This window comes from Ensifer sp. M14 (assembly GCF_003355565.1).
GTDB lineage: Bacteria > Pseudomonadota > Alphaproteobacteria > Rhizobiales > Rhizobiaceae > Ensifer.
Map to the genome: position 1 here is coordinate 3,095,818 of NZ_QJNR01000004.1, position 18,245 is coordinate 3,114,062.

Below are 18,245 nucleotides of genomic sequence, written 5' to 3' on the forward strand. Positions count from 1 at the left end.
CAAAAGTGTGGAATAGACTTTGATTTTCGATCGGCCACTCGTGCCCGCCACGCTCGTGCAGCGCTACAAACGCTTTCTGTTCGACGCCACTCTTATGGACGGCACGGCCTTGACGGGTTCTTGCCCCAACACCGGGTCGATGCGCGGGCTGACGACACCGGGTTCGCGGATCTGGATGTCGGAACATGACAGCCCGACACGAAAGTACCGGCAGATGCTGGAGATCGTCGAGGCCGATGATACGCTCGTCGGCATCAACACCGGCCTGCCCAACCGCTTGGCCGAAGAAGCCATTCGCCTCGGGTTGATTTCCGATCTCCATAGTTATCCGTCGCTTTCTCGCGAGCAGAAGTACGGGCGCAACTCGCGCATCGATATCCTGCTCAGCGATCCGGCCCGCGGCTCCGCTTATGTCGAGGTCAAGAACGTGCATTTCAGTCGGATCGGCGGTGTGGCCGAGTTTCCCGACAGTCCCACCACGCGCGGCGCAAAACACCTGGAAGAACTGGGCGACATGGTTGAAGCCGGCCATCGGGCGATCATGGTCTATCTCGTGCAACGCAGCGATTGCGACAACCTGAGGATCTGCCGCGACTATGATCCCGCCTATGCCGCAGCCTTCGATCGCGCGATGGCGCGCGGTGTCGAGGCTTATGCGGTGAAATGCCTGATATCGCCGACTGAGATCGCGCCCATTGGTCTTATCGCCGTCGACGAAGCGAAGGTCGGCACTCTTCGCAACCCAGCCTGAGCGATCGTACCGGGCCGATCCTTTGTCGCCAATCGCTCGCCAACCTGCAACATTCTACGGATAGGCGCAGGCATTGTTCCGCGGTAGGCTTGACGACGGGCCAGGCGAAAGAACGAGACGCCGAAATGCTGAGCTCTGCGCCGTATATCAGTTCCCCTTTAGTGCGTGGCAGTGGACGAAGCCGCCCCTGCTGCATTATGAAATCAGGCAGGAAACAACTGAAAGTTCTGGAATGGTGACTTACATCGAGGCGGGGTCTTCGCCCTACAAAAACACCGGCGTCATCCGCCTCTACGGACCGGAGGGGTTTGAAGGCATGCGCAAGGCCTGTCAGGTGACGGCGCGTTGCCTCGACGAGCTGGTGTCGCGCGTGCGGCCGGGTGTGACGACCGAGGAGATCGATCGCTTCGTCTTCGAATTCGGCATGGACAACGGAGCGCTTCCCGCAACGCTGAACTACCGCGGCTACACCAAATCGTCCTGCACCTCGATCAACCACGTGGTCTGCCACGGCATTCCCAACGACAAGCCACTTCGCGACGGCGATATCGTCAACATCGACGTCACCTATGTAATCGATGGCTGGCACGGTGATTCCAGCCGCATGTATCCGGTCGGTGAGATCAAACGCGCCGCCGAACGACTCCTCGATGTGACGCATGAGTGTCTGATGCGCGGCATTGCGGCCGTGCGGCCCGGCACGCGCACCGGCGCGATCGGCGAAGCGATCCAGACCTATGCGGAAGCCGAACGGTGCTCGGTCGTGCGCGACTTCTGCGGGCACGGCGTCGGCCGGCTTTTCCACGATGCGCCGAACATCCTGCATTACGGCCGCGCCAACGAAGGGCCGGAACTGCGCGAAGGCATGATCTTCACCATCGAGCCGATGATCAATCTCGGTCGCCCGCATGTGAAGGTGCTGGCGGATGGCTGGACGGCAGTGACCCGCGATCGTTCTCTCTCGGCACAATACGAACATACGGTCGGCGTCACCGCGGACGGATGTGAGATCTTTACCCTCTCGCCCGCCGGCCTCTTCAAGCCTGATATGGCCGCTATGGGCGCCGCATGAAGAAAAACGCCCGTTCATCCGCAGGCGACGCGACGCAGCCGGCGGATGAACGATCGTTTTTTGCAGATCTCCCGCCGCAGGCTCCACCTTCTCCGGAAACGGATACTGTGACCACAGAGGCACATTACCTAGGTCACCGCGACCGGCTTCGCACCCGCTATCGCGAACATGGTGATGCCGCGCTTGCCGACTATGAAATTCTCGAAATGCTCTTGTTTCGGCTGATCCCGCGCAAGGACACCAAGCCGATCGCCAAGGCACTGCTCACCCGCTTCGGCACGCTTGCCGGCGTGTTCGGCGCACCGCTCGCGTTGTTGCAGGAAATCAAGGGTGTCGGCGAAGCGGTGGCGCTCGACCTGAAGCTCGTCTCGACGATCGGCCACCGGACGCTGAAGAGCGACCTGCGCAAGAAGCACATTCTTTCGTCCTGGTCGGCCGTGATCGAGTATTGCCATGCGGCCATGGCCTACGAGACCAAGGAACAGTTCCGCATCCTGTTTCTCGACAAGCGCAACACGCTGATCGCCGACGAGGTCCAGCAGACCGGCACGATCGACCACACGCCAGTCTATCCGCGCGAGGTCGTCAAGCGTGCACTCGAACTGTCGGCAACCGCAATTATCCTAGCGCATAACCATCCCTCGGGCGACCCGACACCGTCGCGGGCGGATATCGACATGACCAAGCTGATCGTCGAGACGGCCAAGCCGCTCGGCATCGCCGTGCATGATCACATCATCATCGGCAAGGACGGCCATGTCAGCTTGAAGGGGCTGCGCCTGTTCTAGCCGCGCAACCGGCCTTCAAAGCCACCTGGCGCGGCGGAAGAAGCGAAAGAGCGTCAGGCAGAGCCCTATGATCACCGCCAGAACGACGAAGTAGCCATAGCGGAATTTCAGTTCGGGCATATCGTCGAAATTCATCCCGTAGATCCCCGCAATTGCCGTCGGCACCGCCAGAATGGCCGCCCAGGAAGCCAGCTTGCGCGAAATCTCCGTCTGCTCCGATTGCCCCATCATCAGGCTCGCTTCGAAGGTAAAGGCCAGAACTTCGCGCAGCGCATCGATATCTTCCTGCACGCGGCGGACATGGTCGGTCACATCGCGAAACAGCGGCTGCAATGCCGCCTCCATACCGGGCAAATCGATATGTTCATGCCGCCGGCACACGTCGACCAGCGGCACGGCCGCATTTCGAAGCCGGAGCAGGTTACGCCGGAGCAGGTAGAGCCGTTCGATATCCTCCTTCTCCAGGCGTTGGCGAAGCAGGCGATCCTCGAGCCGTTCAACCTCTTCGTGAATGGCCTCGATCACCGGCATGTAGTTGTCGACGATGAAATCGAGGATCGAATAGAGAATGTAATTCTCGCCATGGGCAAGGGCCGCCGGCGAAGCCTCGCACCGCTGTCGAACGGCCATGTAGGAGGTCGAGGCGCCGTGGCGAACCGACACGACATAGCCGCGCCCGACGAACAGATGGGTTTCTCCGAAAGCGATTTCGTCTCCGACCATATGGGCGGTCCGGGCGACGACAAAGATCGAATCGCCGTAAATCTCCAGTTTCGGCCGTTGATGCGCCTTGCAGGCGTCCTCGATCGCGAGATCGTGCAGATCGAACTCGCGCTGCACCTGCCGAAGCAGCTGAGCGTCCGGTTCGTGGAGGCCGATCCAAACCACGGCGCCGGCGCGGCTTCGCCATTTGCCGGCGTCTTCCACATGGATATCCTGGATGCGCACACCGTTTTCGTAGACCGCGGCAGCGATCACGCCCTGCCGTTCTTCCGCATGCGACGCTTCAGTCATCTGCGAACTATTCGATCTTGCTTCATTCGCCAGGTCCAGCGCCATAGAAGACCTCCCACACCCGCAAGAGTTTCATCGAACGGTATGCCATTGGGCCGACAAGCATACGCGTCTTTCCTCACATTCGCACGCAACAGGTTTCGAACGCGAAAACACTTCATCTAACTGTGCGATTGACGATATAGACGCATCCGGGCGAGACTTTTCGCAGCGCACAACGATTCTTCCTTTTTTGACGGAACTCCCATGAACCAGTTCGATCTCATCGTCGTCGGAAGCGGACCCGCCGGCCGCCGCGGCGCTATCCAGGCCGCCAAGCTCGGCAAGAAGGTTCTCGTCATCGAACAGGGCAAACGCGTCGGTGGCGTTTCGGTGCACACGGGCACGATCCCTTCGAAGACGTTGCGCGAAACGGCTCTCAATCTGTCGGGTTGGCGCGAGCGCGGCTTTTACGGCCGGTCCTACCGCGTCAAGGAGGAGATCAGCGCCGACGACCTGCGCCAGCGGCTGATCATCACCCTCAATCACGAAGTCGAAGTTCTCGAACATCAGTTTGCCCGCAACCGGGTGCAGCAGATGCGCGGCAGGGCAAGCTTCGTCGATCCGACGACGCTCGAAGTCGTCAAGGATGACGGCGAGACCTCGCTCGTTTCAGGTACCAGCATCATGCTGGCCGTCGGCACAAAACCCTTCCGCCCTGATTACATGCCGTTCGACGGCAAGACCGTCCTCGACAGCGACGAACTGCTCGACATTTCGGAGCTGCCACGCTCGCTCGTGGTCATCGGCGCCGGCGTCGTCGGCATCGAATATGCGACGATCTTCAGCGCGCTCGACACGCAGGTGACGGTGATCGACCCGAAAACGACGATGCTTGACTTCATCGACAAGGAAATCGTCGAGGATTTCATCTACCAGCTGCGCGACCGCAACATGAAACTGCATCTCGGGCAGAAGGCCGACAAGGTCGAGCGGCTAGACAATGGCAAGGTGTTGCTGACGCTCGACAACGGCCGCAGGATCACGAGTGACATGGTGCTCTTTGCCGCCGGCCGCATGGGCGCTACCGACACGCTCAACCTTCCCGCCGCCGGGCTTGAAGCGGACAGCCGCGGGCGGCTGAAGGTCAACCCCGAAACCTTCCAGACCTCCGTGCCGAACATCTATGCCGCCGGCGACGTGGTCGGTTTTCCGAGCCTTGCTTCGACATCGATGGAACAGGGCCGCATCGCGGCTCGTGTCGCTGTTGGCGCGATCGCCATGGAACCACAAAAGTATTTCCCCTACGGCATCTACGCCGTGCCGGAAATCTCGACCTGCGGCCTTTCGGAAGAAGAGGTCAAGGATCGCGGCATTCCCTATGAATGCGGTATGGCACGCTTCCGCGAGACATCGCGCGGCCACATCATGGGCCTCGATTCCGGGCTGTTGAAGATGATCTTCTCGTTGAAGACACGCCGTCTGCTCGGCGTCCACATCATCGGTGAAGGCGCGACGGAGCTGGTTCACATCGGCCAAGCCGTGCTGAACCTCAAGGGCACCGTCGAATACTTCGTCGAGAACACGTTCAACTACCCGACGCTTGCCGAAGCCTACAAGATTGCCGGGCTCGACGCCTGGAACCGCATGGGCGAGATCAAGCCGACGGCGTGAAAAACCGCGAGGCTGGCCGTGCCGGCCTCCAACACTGCCCCGCGAATCAGATAGCTTCGCGGTCCTGACCTTCTCAGGGCCGCACGCTTGGCCGCATCATCAAGCCATCGGCCCCGATCCTCGTTTTCATGCCTGCCGCAGAGAGCACCGCGCATCTCACGGCAGCTTATTCCGGCGAGTGTTTGACCATGGCAATGCGTATCCTCTCCCTGAATGTCTGGGGCGGCAAGCTCCATGCGCCGCTGATCCCTTACCTCGTCGAGGCAGATGCTGACGTTCTGTGCCTCCAGGAGGTTGTGCGTTCACCCGAGACGACCTCCCACTGGCTGCTTTATCGGGACGGCGATGTCGAGCTGCCGCAGCGCGCGAACCTGTTCGATGAGATAAACAGCGCCCTACCTGATCATGATGGCTATTTCTGCCCGACGTCGAGAGGAGAACTTCACGATGGCAACCGCATGGTTCATGCCGAGTTCGGATTGGCGACATTCGTGCGCAAATCCCTACCCGTCATCGGCCAGGCGCTGGATTTCGTCCATGGCCAATTCTCGCCGGACGGATGGGGCGAACATCCGCGCCCGCGAAATGCCCATTGCCTCCGGCTTTTCGATTATGACGGCGGCTTCGCCATAACCATCGCACAGATGCATGGCCTGCGAACCACAGATGGCAAGGGCGACACCCCGGAACGGCAGGCGCAGGCGGGTGCACTGGAGCGACTCGTCCGCTGCGTTTGGCCCGGAGACGAAAGATTGATCGTCTGCGGCGATTTCAATGTCCTGCCGGATAGCGCCACCTTTGGCACACTCGGCAAACTTGGCTTATTCGATCTCGTCACCGGCCGCGGCTATACCGATACGCGCACGTCGTACTACGGCAAATCAGGACGTTTCGCCGATTACATGCTGGCGACACCGGATGTCGAGGTGGTTGGTTTCGACGTCGTCGAACAGCCGGAAGTCTCGGATCACCGCGCTCTGCTGCTGGATCTACGGTAGAGAAGATCGCTTCTGCGCCGCCGCGCGCCCAACAGACATTTCCACAACGAAAAAGGCCCCGCCGTAAAACGGCAGGGCCTCGATTTTCAGGCAATCGAAGAAACGATTACTCGGCGCTGTCGTCAGCGGCCTTCTTCTTGGCCGGAGCCTTCTTCTTCGGAGCTGCGGCTTCTTCGCCTTCAGCGGCGTCAGCCTTGGCAGCGGCCTTCTTCTTAGCCGGAGCCTTCTTGTCAGCCTTGCCTTCGGTTTCTTCGTCGTCAGCCGTCAGCTCTTCCTTGGAAACCGTCTTGTCGGTTACCGAGATCTCGGAGAGCAGGTGATCGACGACCTTTTCTTCGAACAGCGGAGCGCGCAGCGAAGCAGCGGCGCCGGGGGTGTTCTTGAAGTAGTCGAGGATCTGCTTTTCCTGGCCCGGGAACTGGCGCAGCTGTTCGAACAGCGAACGCTGCAGTTCGTCGTCGCTGACCTGAACGCCGGCCTTTTCGCCGATTTCCGAGAGAACGAGGCCGAGGCGAACGCGACGCTCAGCGAGCTTGCGGTATTCGGCGCGGGCTTCTTCTTCAGTGGTTTCTTCGTCAGCGAAGGTCTTGCCGGCCTGCTGCAGGTCGGTGTTGATCTGGCGCCAGATGTTTTCGAATTCGGCTTCGACGAGGCGCTCCGGCGTGTCGAACTGGTAGAGTTCGTCCAGCTGGTCGAGGATCTGACGCTTCACCTTCTGGCGGGTCAGCGAGCCGTACTGGCTCTCGATCTGGCCGCGAACGATTTCCTTCAGCTTGTCAGCCGATTCGAGACCAAGCTTGGTGGCCAGTTCGTCGTTGATTTCGATGTCCTGGGCCGAAGCGACGTCCTTGACGGTGATGTCAAAGGTGGCTTCCTTGCCAGCGAGGTTCGCTGCCGGGTAATCGGCCGGGAACGTCACGGTGATGGTCTTTTCGTCGCCAGCCTTGACGCCGACGAGCTGCTCTTCGAAGCCCGGGATGAAGCGGTTGGAGCCGAGAACGAGCTCAGCGTCTTCGTCCTTGCCGCCGTCGAAGGCTTCGCCGTCAACCTTGCCGAGGTAGTCGATGGTGACGCGGTCGCCGTTGGCGGCCTTGCCCTTCTTCGTCTCGTAGGTGCGGGCGCTTTCAGCGATACGAAGGATCTGCTCGTTGACTTCGTCTTCGGCGATCTCGACGACTTCGCGCGTCACCTTGATGCCGCTGACGTCCTTGAGTTCGATCGCCGGAATGATCTCGTAAGCGACGGTGAACTCGAGGTCAGCCTCGGCGTTCAGGATCTTGTCGGCTTCGGACTCGTCCTCGGTCATCGCGATTTCCGGCTGGGTCGCCGACTTCTCGCCACGGCCCGAAAGGATCTCGGTTGGCTTTTCGCGGACGATCTCGTTGACGAGATCAGCCATGATCGACTTGCCATAGACCTTCTTCAGATGCGCGAACGGCACCTTGCCCGGACGGAAGCCGTTGATCTTTACGCGGTCCTTCACTTCGGCCAGGCGCTCGTTCATCCGAGCTTCCATGTCCTTGGCCGGGATAACGACCTTGAGTTCGCGCTTCAGCCCTTGAGCGAGCGTTTCGATAACCTGCATGTTCAAACCTTCATTTCACGTTGACTGTGCTCTTCCCCTTGAAAGGTCTGGCGAGCACGTGAGCCGATCCATTTGCCGGGAGTGGCTTTACGCAGTTCCGTAACCGTTTTGCAAGCAAAATGGCACTCCAGCCCCCTTCATCTACGCAGAATCCGGTCTTTTGGTGCGATCATTGTCCTGGTGCGGGTAGAGAGACTTGAACTCCCACGCCTTGCGGCACCAGAACCTAAATCTGGCGTGTCTACCAATTTCACCATACCCGCGTTCAGACAATCGCACCGACTGAGCGTATTCCCGCAAGACCAACCAACGGAAACACCGCGGATACAAAGGGCATGCTGAGGTTCAGGGCTTTCCCGAGCGCGGCGTCTCTATATCACTCGTTTTCGCGGGATCAAAGGGAAAATACAGTTACCCACGACAGATCGATTTGATCCCGCACCGAGCGGTCAATAGAGGGGCTCCTCGTAAACAGGCGTGCCCTCGACGGCGATCTGCCTGATCTGCGCCTTCCCGGCATCATTGATGCGAACGTTCACCGAAAGCGCCTCGGCATTGCGTGCTTGTTCCAACGCCCGCCCCTCGCCCTCCGGGACATAGAATCGCTCGATGCCGTAGGCGACATTGACCGACGAAGGGTTTTCGCTCGACGAAGGATAATAGGTGAAGGGCTGCGATTGAAGCACAACGCTGTCAGCCGTCGACGCAAGCGGCTTGAAGGATGCTTCGGATGCGCCCCAGAAGCCGTCAGGCTGCTTGCCAAGACGCACGAAGACCGTCGCCTCTTTCGGCGCCGCCGGAAATCCGCCCTTGAAAAGCTCCGGCGGAAGCCATGAAATGTCATAGCTCAAGATGACATAGTCGCCGCGCAGCAGATCCCTCGGGTCGACAGGCACCGTCTTCAGCAGCACTTCCTTGCCGTTGCGCAGGATCGATGCCCGGCTTTCGACCATGTAGCCCAGCGCTGCCGTCTGCAGCACGGCCGCAATCAGCGCGGCGACGAGCGGCGGCAGCCAGCGGCGCTTTGGCGCGATATCACTCATAACGAAACCTCCTCGCGCCGCGTCCGCATCAGCCGGCCCTCAATCCTTATCACCAGCCAGGCGATTGCGGCCACAAGCAGGCCGGAAATCAGGAAGAAGCCGGAGGTTCCGAGCATCGAGCCGAGTGTCTCGAAAGCGAGATAGAGAAGCTCGCCGGCAAAGGCGGCATAGCCGAGATAGCGAACCGCTCCGTTCTGCGCGCCGGCAAGGGCTATCCCGAGCAAAGCGACGGTCAGCACGGCCGCGCCGGCGGCAACTTCCGTAAACAGCCCGACCGCTTCAAACTGCAACACCACGAAACCGATGAGTGCGAGGGCAAAGGAATAAAATGCCGGCGCGGAACCAGCCTCGAGCGCCATGGGGCGAAGCGGCGAGCCGGGCATGGCAGCGGCGAGGAAAGCTATGATGCCGCCGCCTGCCAATGCGCCGGCAAACGCCAGGGACGAGTTTTCGATATAGAGCCAGATCAGCCACCCCATCACCAGGAGGTAAGCCAGGTGGCGGGCGCGACCTGCATCCGTTACGCGCACCAGAATGACCACAAGGACAGCGAGCGTCGGGACGATCCAGGTCTGCCATTCGACGATTTCACCAAGTCCGTTTTCCGACAGCACCGTCAGGAAATAGGCCCAGGCAAGCCCGCCGCACACTGTCGTGACGGCGGCCGACCGAAAGGCGAGCGCCGTCACGCAGGCCCCGGCAAACCAGAGCAGGATCGCATCGGCAGCATCGCCGGAGAGATGATACATCTGCCCGACAAGCGCGATGCCTGCGCCAAACGACATCGCCGCCAGCACCAGAATCGCCGCAGCGAGACCGCCATGCCCCCGCTGCGAAAACACTGCACCGACAAAATGGAAGCCCCAGATCAAGGCGACGATACCGATCAGGCGGGCAAGACGTGGCAACGCCTCCCAGTTGGCCGCGACAAGCAGCAGGATCGAAGCCGAGAGCAAGAGGGCGGCAAGCACCAGCAGAACGCGTCCGGCCCGAAAGGTGGATTCGCGACCATCATACTCCGCCAACATCTGTCGCGCCGACGCCTCTGGCAGAAGCCCCATACCGACCCAATGCTTGAAGTCCTTTTCCAGACGACCGCGATACATGCTGCCCCACTTCCTTCGACCGCCTGCCCCTTTGAAGGCAAGAAACCATCGCGCCCAACTAATCACGCAATGGCAGAAAAACACAACCGTTCGAGCGCTAGAACCGAACGTCGGTTTCGCGACGGTGTCCGGCTTGCGCGATGCGCATATCTTCCATGCGGATATTGCACTGCACAAATCGATTTAAAGGTTCTATATTCAAATCATCAGAGGCGAACGAAGGCAGACAGCCACACGGACGCCAGCGGCGATGGTCAGCCGTCCCGGATCAGCCGGGAAAGACCCGGACGAAAGTTCGATGGAATTCGGAGCGGCGCACTCCTCCTCCCAGCGCCCCTCCGATACGGTTGGCAACACTCCTCCTCCCAGTTGCCAATCACCTTCAATGACGCTCGCTGGACCTCCTCCCCCAGCGGGCGTTATTCGTTTCAGCCTCCCCCCTCTCATCAATCGCGATTGATCGAAGTATCTGCACAATGTTTGCGCACCTTTTCGCTGACTCTGCAGTTAGCCATGCATTCTGCGCATAGGTGCCATGACGCATTTGATCTACACAAATTCAGCAGACTAAACTATCTTCAACTCATCGATCGGGGCGGCGCACTCCTCCTCCCAGCGCCCCTCGATTTGGATCGGCAGCACTCCTCCTCCCAGTTGCCGATCAGAATAAAACGACGCTCGCTGGATCTCCTCCCCCAGCGGGCGTTGTTTGATTCAGCCACCTCTCTTCTCCACATTCGCCAGCCACGACCACGGCCTCCGGGCGCCAGCGTCGGAATGCTACGCCGGTGTACTTGCCAGAACGAGGCTTGCAAGAGCTGCATGGGTGCGATGCAGCATTATCTCTGTAACTTCTGCTCAAAACGATTATATTCCGGGTCATCAGATGACGGCCAGCCGAGAGATAAGCGCTGGCAAACGACCCTAGAAAGGATAGGATCATGAACCTCGCACGCTCTTTCAACAATTGGCGCAAGTACCGTCAGACCTGCAACGAACTCGGCCGCATGAGCGACCGTGAACTGAGCGACCTTGGCATCGGCCGTGGCGATATCGCCTACGTTGCACGTCAGGCCATCAAGTAATTTCCAGGAGCGCTGCTTCGCGCAGCGCGCCGGACATTACCAACGCCCTCCGGTTCGTTCCGGGGGGCGTTTTTCGTTGTCTAGATGTTGAGCCAATTGGTGTTCGCACTTGCGAAAGCAGGTCGGAGATTCCGTAACAAGGGCAGCCTAACAATCTGGCCAGGAATCGCGCTGCGAATGCCGCAAACGCCACGCGTAGCTCGCGCGGAAAATGCCGTTATTCCAGATCGTTAACGGTAGGCTTTCCCTTTTTAATCAATCTTTAAGGGATGACGCATTTTCGAGCGGGCGGAAATCCTGCCCAGCAATTTGGCGATGCACTGCACAAATGCATAGCAGATGCATTTTCTTTGCACTCCACCTTCTAATTAGACAAGCGTATAAGAACCTCAACGACGCAGACAGATGGCTGTCGCGACAAACCGCTCTTCGAGGAAAAAGTCATGAACCCGATTCGTATCGCAAAAAGCTGGATCAACTACCGCCGCACCGTCAGCGAGCTCGGCAACCTGTCGAACCACGCTCTCAATGATATCGGCATCACCCGCTACGATATCCGCAACATCGCATCGCGCTCCTTCCGTTAATCGGATCGACCGACGAGAGTCTTCCAAGACGGCGCCTTCGGGCGCCGTTTTCGTTTGTGGCGATAGCAACGATGGTTGGAACGACGGATCGAGCATGGTAGGAAGCCGGCCATGAGCAACGACACCTCTTCCCACTCCCCCATCCATGTCATCGGCGGCGGCCTTGCCGGCTCCGAAGCTGCCTGGCAGATCGCCGAGGCCGGTGTTCCGGTCGTGCTGCACGAGATGCGCGGCGTCCGCGGCACCGATGCACACAAGACGGACGGCCTCGCCGAACTCGTCTGTTCGAACTCTTTCCGCTCCGATGACGCGACCAGCAATGCAGTCGGCGTATTGCATGCCGAAATGCGCCTGGCGGGCTCGCTGATCATGAAGGCGGCCGATGCCAACCAGGTTCCGGCCGGCGGCGCGCTTGCCGTCGACCGGGACGGCTTTTCAGATGCCGTCACCGCGGCGATTGCAGGGCACCCGCTGATAACAGTCGTTCGGGAAGAAGTGCGCGGCCTGCCGCCTCGGGAATGGGACCTTGCGGTCATCGCAACCGGGCCGCTGACGGCGCCGGACCTTGCCGAATCGATCCGACAGGAAACGGGCGCCGATGCGCTCGCCTTCTTCGACGCCATCGCACCGATCGTCTATACCGAGACGATCGACATGGACATCTGCTGGTACCAGTCGCGCTACGACAAGGTCGGCCCCGGCGGCACCGGCAAGGACTATATCAACTGCCCCATGAACGAGGAGCAGTACAACGCCTTCATCGACGCACTTGTGGCCGGCGACAAGACCGGCTTCAAGGAGTGGGAAGGCACACCGTATTTCGATGGCTGCCTGCCGATCGAGGTGATGGCAGAACGCGGCCGCGAAACGCTGCGCTACGGGCCGATGAAGCCGATGGGCCTTACCAACGCCCACAACCCGACGGTCAAGGCCTATGCCGTCGTCCAGCTGCGACAGGACAACGCGCTTGGCACGCTCTACAACATGGTCGGCTTCCAGACCAAGCTGAAGTATGGCGCCCAAGCGGAAGTCTTCCGCATGATCCCGGGCCTTGAGAACGCGGAATTCGCCCGCCTCGGCGGCCTGCACCGCAACACCTACATCAACTCGCCCACGCTGCTCGACGGAACGCTGACGTTGAAGTCCAGGCCGGGCCTACGTTTTGCCGGACAGATCACCGGCTGCGAGGGCTATGTGGAAAGTGCCAGCATCGGCTTGCTGGCCGGTCGGTTCGCAGCAGCGGAGCGCAAGGGAGAGACTTTGGCCGTACCGCCGGCAACCACCGCCTTCGGCGCGCTGCTCAACCATATCACCGGCGGCCACATCGTTTCCGACGACGAGCCGGGTAAACGCTCGTTCCAGCCGATGAATGTCAATTTCGGGCTGTTCCCGCCACTCGACCCGGGCGCCATCACCAAGCCTGAGGGCGTCAAGCGCTTCCGCGGCAAGGAAAAGGCTGCGGCGAAGAAGCAGGCGACTGCCGCGCGCGCGCTCAGCGACTGCGCAGCCTGGCTGAACGGCTGATCAGGCACTCCAGCGCCGCGCGTCTTGTCAGACGCGCAAAGGTCGTTGTGGCACTTTGAATTGCTGCATGTTTTTATCCTTAAACCGGAGACGATTTAAGGAAACATGCAGTCATCATTTGATGCAATCCGGATCACCCCCGATTTGCAGGTCTTTTCCTTTTGCAGTTTTGCACCGATCAGGGCCGGTGGCAGCGACGGCTGCTGCCAAATGCTTGCTATTCGCTCGCTTTCGCCGGCGATGGCACGTCCGCCTCATCGGCGACGAATTCCGATTTCGGGCTGAAGCTGCCCAGCAGCCAGAGCGAGACTTCTGCCGCCTCACTGGCGTTGTGAAACTCGAACGCATTGTCGAGATAAGCGAAGTCGGGGAAATGAACGATCAACCCGTGGCCGCTTTCGGAACTGTTGACCCGGACCTTTCCCGGCTGAATGACGTGGCAAACGTAATGCGTGCCATGTGATTGAATGAAACCGGCCTTGCCGTCATGCAGTCGCAGGAAGATCGCCTTGCGGTCCGCGGTCGAATGAAGGGCGCGAATTGCCTCGTCCGGAAAGGCCCGCCCGAACTCGACCATCGCCGAGCCGGCATCCGGATCATTCCAATCCCGTTCCGCCCGCGCGTTCATCCACATGTAGAACGAGCCGGCAAGAATGACGACGATGATCAAAAGCAGCCAGAGCATCAGACGGGCACCCCTTCAGTGGGCAAGAAGCCGATAAACTGCTTCTATACGGTGTGAGCCTTGCGCCAATTTGACCATATGCTGCGCCATCTGATGCCCGCTCGGGCCACTTAGAACCGCCTGCGCCTGCTCGCCCACCACATCCACCATTGCCGGCGCCACTGCGCCGGTCTGATCGGATCGCGCAACACCCCCGCGCCTACGGTCTCGGCACGGTCGAAGATCGGCTCGGCGAGTGCCAGGGGAACAAAGCCGGCGAAATTGCTGGGGGTGATCGTGTCGAGCCGGGCACGCGCCTTGGTTAGGTGGTCCCGGCCGTAGCCCGCAAACGCCCTGACCGCCCTTCCGATCGCGTCATGATCCTGCCCGGCGAGCAGTGTTTCCCTGTCGAGGCCAGTTGCCCGCAGGAGCTCGGCCGGTAGGTAGACCTGCCCTCGGCGGCAATGCTGCGGGAGCAGCAGCAGCACACCCGCCACCGTCTGCGCGACGCCGGCGTGGCCGGCCGCCTCGGCGGACTTCGCTGCATTTTGCGGATCAAGAACAAGGCAGGACAGCTGGATCAGCGCCGATGCAGTCTCGCCGGCGTAACCTTCGAATGCCGCCCGGTCTTCCATCGGATCATCGTAGAGATCGAAGATCCTGGCGTCGATCATGTTCTGAAACACTGAGATGGGAAGTCGATGCTTACGAATGCAATCGAGCAGCGCACGTGCGAGCGGGTGCCCCACACCCGTCGCATCTTCGTTTTCCAGCAACTCCCGCCACCATTGCATGCGGATCTCACCCGGGATCGGCTCATGCACCAACTCACGAATACGGGCGAGCTCGGCGTTGAACGCGTAGAGTGCAGCGAGTGACGCCTGACTGGCTGCAGGCGCCAGCAGGCAGGCGAGGTAGCGGTCACGATCAATGTCCCTGAGGTCGCTCAGGATCTGGGTATCGATTTCTTGCACGCAAGTCTTCCCTGGCCGCGATCAGACGGCAATCAGCGCCACGGCAACCGCGCGCGCTTCGGCCAGCATCACATTGTAGGTTCTGACGGCAGCCCCTGTGCTCATCGGATCGGACGAGATGTTCAGCGCACGCAGGGCGGTCTTCAGCTCGGCCGGCAGCGGGCGGATGTCACGGCCGGTGCCGACGAGCAGAACTTCGATATCGCGCGCCTCGTCCAGCACGCGCTGGAACTTTTCAACCGCCAGCGGATCGCCCTCTGCGACATCCCATGCATAGACGCCCGAAGGCAACATCAGCACGGAGCCGCGGTGCGACATGTCGGCAAAGCGGAAACCGCCATTGCCATAGGCATCGATCGGGGCGCGCCCCGGAAAATGCGCTTCGCGGATCTCGATACCCCTTGGCATTTCAGACTGAACCCTTTGCCGTTTGCGCCGCCCCGGCGCCCGGGCCGGAGGCGTTCTCCCCGCCCTGGAAATGGTCCGTCCGCTTGCGGAAGAGAATGAGGATCGGACCAGCGATATAGATCGAAGAGATCGTGCCGACGATAACGCCAAACAAGAGGGTAACGCTGAAAGCGCGGATAAGACCACCACCGAAGAGGTAGAGCGCCGTCAGCGCCAGCACCGTCGTCAGCGCCGTCAGGATCGTGCGAGACAGTGTCTGGTTGATCGAAGCGTCGATCAGCACCGAGAGCGGCATCTTCCTGTAGCGGCCGAGGTTCTCGCGGATGCGGTCATAGATGACGACGGTGTCGTTCAGGGAATAGCCGATGATGGTCAGGACAGCGGCGATGCTGCCGAGATTGAACTCGATGCCGGTTACCACAAGGAAACCGATCGTCAGCAGTACATCGTGCAGGGTCGCGACAATCGCGCCGAGTGCGAAGCGCCACTCGAAACGTAGCCAGACATAGAGCAGGATCGCGGCGAAGGAGACGGCAAGACCGATCGTTCCCGCACGGGTCAGTTCGCCCGACACCACCGGACCGACAACCTCGACACGCTTGAAGGCATACTCGTCACTGAGTTCCGCCCGGATGACGCCGATCGCCGTCTGCTCGGCGTTGTCGCCGGCTTCCTGTGACGGCACGCGTACCAAAACGCCGTTGCCCGACCCCAGATGCTGCACCTGCACTTCGCCCAGGTTCAACTCGTCAAGCCGCACGCGCAGGTCGGCTATATCGACGTTTCCGGCCTTGCTTTCGAGTTCGATGATCGAGCCGCCCTTGAAGTCGACACCCAGGTTGAGACCGAGACTGCCAAGAAGCAGGACGGAAGCAACCGACAGCGCCGCCATGACGATAAACACCGGGTTGCGGATCGCCATGAAGCGGATGTCGAGATCGCTGAAGCGTCCGGTGCGAATACCCTTCGGCAGATGTTGCGCCTTCCAGCCGCGCAGCCACGCCTTGGCGATCCGGCGTGTGACCATATAGGCGGTAAACAGCGTCGTGAAGCTACCTATCGCCAGCGTGACCGCAAAGCCGCGCACCGGACCAGACCCGAGGTAGAAGAGGATCGCCCCTGCGATCAGCATCGTCAAATTGGCATCGAAAAGGCTGCTGAAGGCACGCGCAAAGCCCTTGTTGACCGATTGAACCAGAGGCTGTCCACCCCGTGTCTCTTCGCGAATCCGCTCGTAGATCAACACATTGGAGTCGACGGCAACGCCAATGGTCAGAATGATTGCGGCTATGCCCGGCAATGTCAGCGTGGCGCCGGTTATTGAAAGGACTGCGATGATCAGGATGAGGTTCACCGCCAGGGCCGCAACGGCGAAGATGCCAAAGACACCGTAGAAGAAGACCATCGATCCAGCGACGGCAACGGCGGCGACTAAGCCGGCCTTCAGACCGTCGCCGATCGCATCATCGCCAACGCCTGGCCCGACGGTCCTCTCTTCAACGACCGTCAAGGTCGCCGGCAGCGGCCCGGTCCTCACGAGCGCTGCGAGATCGCCGGCGCCTTCCTCCGGCAGATCGGCGGCTATGATTGCGGTATCGCCCTTGACGGCGTTGCCAATCGTTGGTGTCGCGACGACCTGATCGTCGAGAATGATCGCAACCTTCTGGTCGGCGCCCTTTGCCTGAAGGGCGGCGACACGACCGGTAGTCGCGGGTGTCAGCTTGATGGCAACCGATGCCTCGGCGCTTGTCGCGTCGATCTGCGGTTCTGCGCTGGTGAAATCTTCACCTGACAGCAGCGGGATTTTCTCGATGAGATAGGGGATCGGCGGATCGTCGAAGGAATACAGAACTTCGTGGCCGGCCGGCGGCTGCGCATCGACGGCCTGCTGCACGGGCACGGTCACGTTCAACATCTGAAAGGAAATGCGGGCGCGCTGGCTGAGCAGATCCTTCAGGCGTTGTGGATCCGCCAGACCCGGCACCTGAACGATCAACCGGTCATCGCCTCGGCGCTGAAGCAGAGGTTCTGCTACGGCGACTTCAGCTATCCGGCGCCGAACGACATCCATGGTCTGGCCCAACGCCAGCGACATGCGGTAGTCGATGCCTTCGTCGCTCAGGCGAAGGCGGATCAAATCGTCCTCTTCAGCGCTGTCGAAAGCAAGCTCGGTGATTTCGTCGTTGACCAGTCCACCGGTTTCCACCGGAACCATGAACGGAGCAAGTGCGGCACGCGCTGCCGGCAATTTGGCCCGGTCACGGACCCGCAGCGAGATCAACTGCCCCTCGCCCGACAGGCCGATATAGGCGATGTCGGCATCGCGCAGCGCTTTGCCGACATCATTTGTCACCGCTTCAAGCCGCTCGGCGAGGATGTCCTCGCGCGAGGCCTGCAACATGAAGTGAGAGCCACCCTGGAGATCGAGCCCCAACGCCACCTGGCGATGCGGGAGCCACGAAGGCAGCGCATCAGCCTGTTCCTTCGTCAGGAAGTTCGGCATCGCAAACGCGATGCCCAAAAGCACTGCCAGCCAAACAAGAGCGCTCTTCAACGGCTTCAGATTGGACATGCCTCAAACGCTCCGCTTCCCGGATGCTCCCGGATGTGGCTGGACTGCAATTATTCCTTTACGGGTTCGCCCTTGACGCGAACTTCCGATACGCCGCCGCGAATGACGCGGATCTTGACGCCTTCGGCGATTTCGACTTCCAGTTCGTCGTCGACAACCTTCGTCACCTTGCCAACGATGCCGCCACCAGTCACGACCTGATCACCACGACGGATGTTCTTCAGCAGTTCTTCGCGGCGCTTCATCTGCGCACGCTGCGGACGAATGATGAGGAAATACATGACGACAAAGATCAGCAGGAACGGCAGAATCGACATAAGAATGTCCGCACCGCCGGTCGACGGGGCGGCGGCTGTCTGCGCAAAAGCTTCGGTAATGAACATCGATCACTCCTTGAGTTCAAAATATGCGGCGGTTCCTC

General features: G+C 60.4%; 17 protein-coding genes and 1 tRNA gene. 8 read left to right on the forward strand and 10 right to left on the reverse strand.

The window, feature by feature from the left end; all coding sequences use genetic code 11:
• The first annotated feature begins 19 nt into the window (after positions 1–19).
• The 3 genes from sfsA (at position 20) to radC (ending at position 2,611) form a co-directional block, all read left to right on the forward strand.
• Entirely contained in the window at positions 20–751 is a 732-nt protein-coding gene (gene sfsA / locus BLJAPNOD_RS14980) for a DNA/RNA nuclease SfsA (protein WP_115420374.1), read from the forward strand.
• 232 nt (positions 752–983) lie between these two features.
• Positions 984–1,823 carry a type I methionyl aminopeptidase gene (gene map, locus BLJAPNOD_RS14985; protein WP_077498245.1) on the forward strand — a complete coding sequence of 280 codons (840 nt, stop codon included), beginning with the start codon at positions 984–986 and terminating at the stop codon, positions 1,821–1,823.
• A complete protein-coding gene (gene radC / locus BLJAPNOD_RS14990) occupies positions 1,820–2,611 on the forward strand; it encodes a DNA repair protein RadC (RefSeq protein ID WP_077498246.1) in 792 nt (263 codons plus the stop codon). The genes map and radC overlap by 4 nt, the downstream gene beginning before the upstream one ends.
• 15 nt (positions 2,612–2,626) lie before the next feature.
• On the opposite strand, the gene BLJAPNOD_RS14995 is transcribed toward radC, so the two are convergent.
• Positions 2,627–3,625: a magnesium and cobalt transport protein CorA gene (locus BLJAPNOD_RS14995; protein ID WP_244610946.1), complete on the reverse strand. Its 999-nt coding sequence runs from the start codon at positions 3,623–3,625 to the stop codon at positions 2,627–2,629.
• Between the two features lie 246 nt (positions 3,626–3,871).
• On the opposite strand from BLJAPNOD_RS14995, the gene sthA reads away from it, so the two are divergent.
• Positions 3,872–5,278: a Si-specific NAD(P)(+) transhydrogenase gene (gene sthA / locus BLJAPNOD_RS15000; protein WP_115420375.1), complete on the forward strand. Its 1,407-nt coding sequence runs from the start codon at positions 3,872–3,874 to the stop codon at positions 5,276–5,278.
• A gap of 188 nt (positions 5,279–5,466) precedes the next feature.
• Entirely contained in the window at positions 5,467–6,276 is an 810-nt protein-coding gene (locus tag BLJAPNOD_RS15005; protein ID WP_244610947.1) for an endonuclease/exonuclease/phosphatase family protein, read from the forward strand.
• A 106-nt stretch (positions 6,277–6,382) separates the two neighbouring features.
• On the opposite strand, the gene tig is transcribed toward BLJAPNOD_RS15005, so the two are convergent.
• The 4 genes from tig to BLJAPNOD_RS15025 form a co-directional block, all read right to left on the reverse strand.
• On the reverse strand, positions 6,383–7,861 hold the full coding sequence (gene tig / locus BLJAPNOD_RS15010; protein ID WP_077498250.1) for a trigger factor: 1,479 nt from the start codon (positions 7,859–7,861) through the stop codon (positions 6,383–6,385).
• 178 nt (positions 7,862–8,039) lie between these two features.
• Positions 8,040–8,124, reverse strand: a tRNA-Leu gene (locus BLJAPNOD_RS15015).
• Positions 8,125–8,310: 186 nt separating this feature from the next.
• Positions 8,311–8,904 (reverse strand): GDYXXLXY domain-containing protein, encoded by a 594-nt coding sequence (locus BLJAPNOD_RS15020; protein ID WP_115420376.1) that lies wholly within the window; start codon positions 8,902–8,904, stop codon positions 8,311–8,313.
• Positions 8,901–10,010, reverse strand: coding sequence for a DUF2157 domain-containing protein (locus tag BLJAPNOD_RS15025; protein ID WP_115420377.1), 1,110 nt, complete (start codon positions 10,008–10,010; stop codon positions 8,901–8,903). Before BLJAPNOD_RS15025 ends, BLJAPNOD_RS15020 begins: the two co-directional genes overlap by 4 nt.
• A 941-nt stretch (positions 10,011–10,951) precedes the next feature.
• Between BLJAPNOD_RS15025 and BLJAPNOD_RS15040 the strand changes: the two genes are divergently transcribed.
• From BLJAPNOD_RS15040 to trmFO, 3 genes are all read left to right on the forward strand, one after another.
• Entirely contained in the window at positions 10,952–11,095 is a 144-nt protein-coding gene (locus BLJAPNOD_RS15040) for a DUF1127 domain-containing protein (RefSeq protein ID WP_065781538.1), read from the forward strand.
• Positions 11,096–11,538: 443 nt separating this feature from the next.
• The gene (locus BLJAPNOD_RS15045) at positions 11,539–11,682 is read left to right on the forward strand and encodes a DUF1127 domain-containing protein (protein WP_065781539.1); all 144 of its coding nucleotides are present in this window, start codon (positions 11,539–11,541) and stop codon (positions 11,680–11,682) included.
• Between the two features lie 111 nt (positions 11,683–11,793).
• Positions 11,794–13,206, forward strand: coding sequence for a methylenetetrahydrofolate--tRNA-(uracil(54)-C(5))-methyltransferase (FADH(2)-oxidizing) TrmFO (trmFO, locus tag BLJAPNOD_RS15050; protein WP_115420379.1), 1,413 nt, complete (start codon positions 11,794–11,796; stop codon positions 13,204–13,206).
• A gap of 217 nt (positions 13,207–13,423) precedes the next feature.
• On the opposite strand, the gene BLJAPNOD_RS15055 is transcribed toward trmFO, so the two are convergent.
• From BLJAPNOD_RS15055 to yajC, 5 genes are all read right to left on the reverse strand, one after another.
• Positions 13,424–13,891: a hypothetical protein gene (locus BLJAPNOD_RS15055; protein WP_115420380.1), complete on the reverse strand. Its 468-nt coding sequence runs from the start codon at positions 13,889–13,891 to the stop codon at positions 13,424–13,426.
• A 110-nt stretch (positions 13,892–14,001) separates the two neighbouring features.
• Positions 14,002–14,844 (reverse strand): phytoene/squalene synthase family protein, encoded by an 843-nt coding sequence (locus BLJAPNOD_RS15060; RefSeq protein WP_115420381.1) that lies wholly within the window; start codon positions 14,842–14,844, stop codon positions 14,002–14,004.
• 21 nt (positions 14,845–14,865) lie between these two features.
• A complete protein-coding gene (locus BLJAPNOD_RS15065; protein ID WP_077498256.1) occupies positions 14,866–15,252 on the reverse strand; it encodes an Mth938-like domain-containing protein in 387 nt (128 codons plus the stop codon).
• Between the two features lies 1 nt (position 15,253).
• The gene (gene secDF / locus BLJAPNOD_RS15070) at positions 15,254–17,824 is read right to left on the reverse strand and encodes a protein translocase subunit SecDF (RefSeq protein ID WP_115420382.1); all 2,571 of its coding nucleotides are present in this window, start codon (positions 17,822–17,824) and stop codon (positions 15,254–15,256) included.
• A gap of 50 nt (positions 17,825–17,874) precedes the next feature.
• Positions 17,875–18,207: a preprotein translocase subunit YajC gene (gene yajC, locus BLJAPNOD_RS15075; protein WP_077498258.1), complete on the reverse strand. Its 333-nt coding sequence runs from the start codon at positions 18,205–18,207 to the stop codon at positions 17,875–17,877.
• Positions 18,208–18,245: the final 38 nt, after the last annotated feature.

Excerpts from the sequence above, each read along its gene's own strand:
- map (WP_077498245.1), top strand. The coding sequence starts at position 984 with ATGGTGACTTACATCGAGGCGGGGTCTTCGCCCTACAAAAACACCGGC.
- radC (WP_077498246.1), top strand. The coding sequence starts at position 1,820 with ATGAAGAAAAACGCCCGTTCATCCGCAGGCGACGCGACGCAGCCGGCG.
- BLJAPNOD_RS14995 (WP_244610946.1), bottom strand. The coding sequence starts at position 3,625 with ATGACTGAAGCGTCGCATGCGGAAGAACGGCAGGGCGTGATCGCTGCC.
- sthA (WP_115420375.1), top strand. The coding sequence starts at position 3,872 with ATGAACCAGTTCGATCTCATCGTCGTCGGAAGCGGACCCGCCGGCCGC.
- BLJAPNOD_RS15005 (WP_244610947.1), top strand. The coding sequence starts at position 5,467 with ATGGCAATGCGTATCCTCTCCCTGAATGTCTGGGGCGGCAAGCTCCAT.
- tig (WP_077498250.1), bottom strand. The coding sequence starts at position 7,861 with ATGCAGGTTATCGAAACGCTCGCTCAAGGGCTGAAGCGCGAACTCAAG.
- BLJAPNOD_RS15020 (WP_115420376.1), bottom strand. The coding sequence starts at position 8,904 with ATGAGTGATATCGCGCCAAAGCGCCGCTGGCTGCCGCCGCTCGTCGCC.
- BLJAPNOD_RS15025 (WP_115420377.1), bottom strand. The coding sequence starts at position 10,010 with ATGTATCGCGGTCGTCTGGAAAAGGACTTCAAGCATTGGGTCGGTATG.
- BLJAPNOD_RS15040 (WP_065781538.1), top strand. The coding sequence starts at position 10,952 with ATGAACCTCGCACGCTCTTTCAACAATTGGCGCAAGTACCGTCAGACC.
- BLJAPNOD_RS15045 (WP_065781539.1), top strand. The coding sequence starts at position 11,539 with ATGAACCCGATTCGTATCGCAAAAAGCTGGATCAACTACCGCCGCACC.
- trmFO (WP_115420379.1), top strand. The coding sequence starts at position 11,794 with ATGAGCAACGACACCTCTTCCCACTCCCCCATCCATGTCATCGGCGGC.
- BLJAPNOD_RS15055 (WP_115420380.1), bottom strand. The coding sequence starts at position 13,891 with ATGCTCTGGCTGCTTTTGATCATCGTCGTCATTCTTGCCGGCTCGTTC.
- BLJAPNOD_RS15065 (WP_077498256.1), bottom strand. The coding sequence starts at position 15,252 with ATGCCAAGGGGTATCGAGATCCGCGAAGCGCATTTTCCGGGGCGCGCC.
- secDF (WP_115420382.1), bottom strand. The coding sequence starts at position 17,824 with ATGTCCAATCTGAAGCCGTTGAAGAGCGCTCTTGTTTGGCTGGCAGTG.
- yajC (WP_077498258.1), bottom strand. The coding sequence starts at position 18,207 with ATGTTCATTACCGAAGCTTTTGCGCAGACAGCCGCCGCCCCGTCGACC.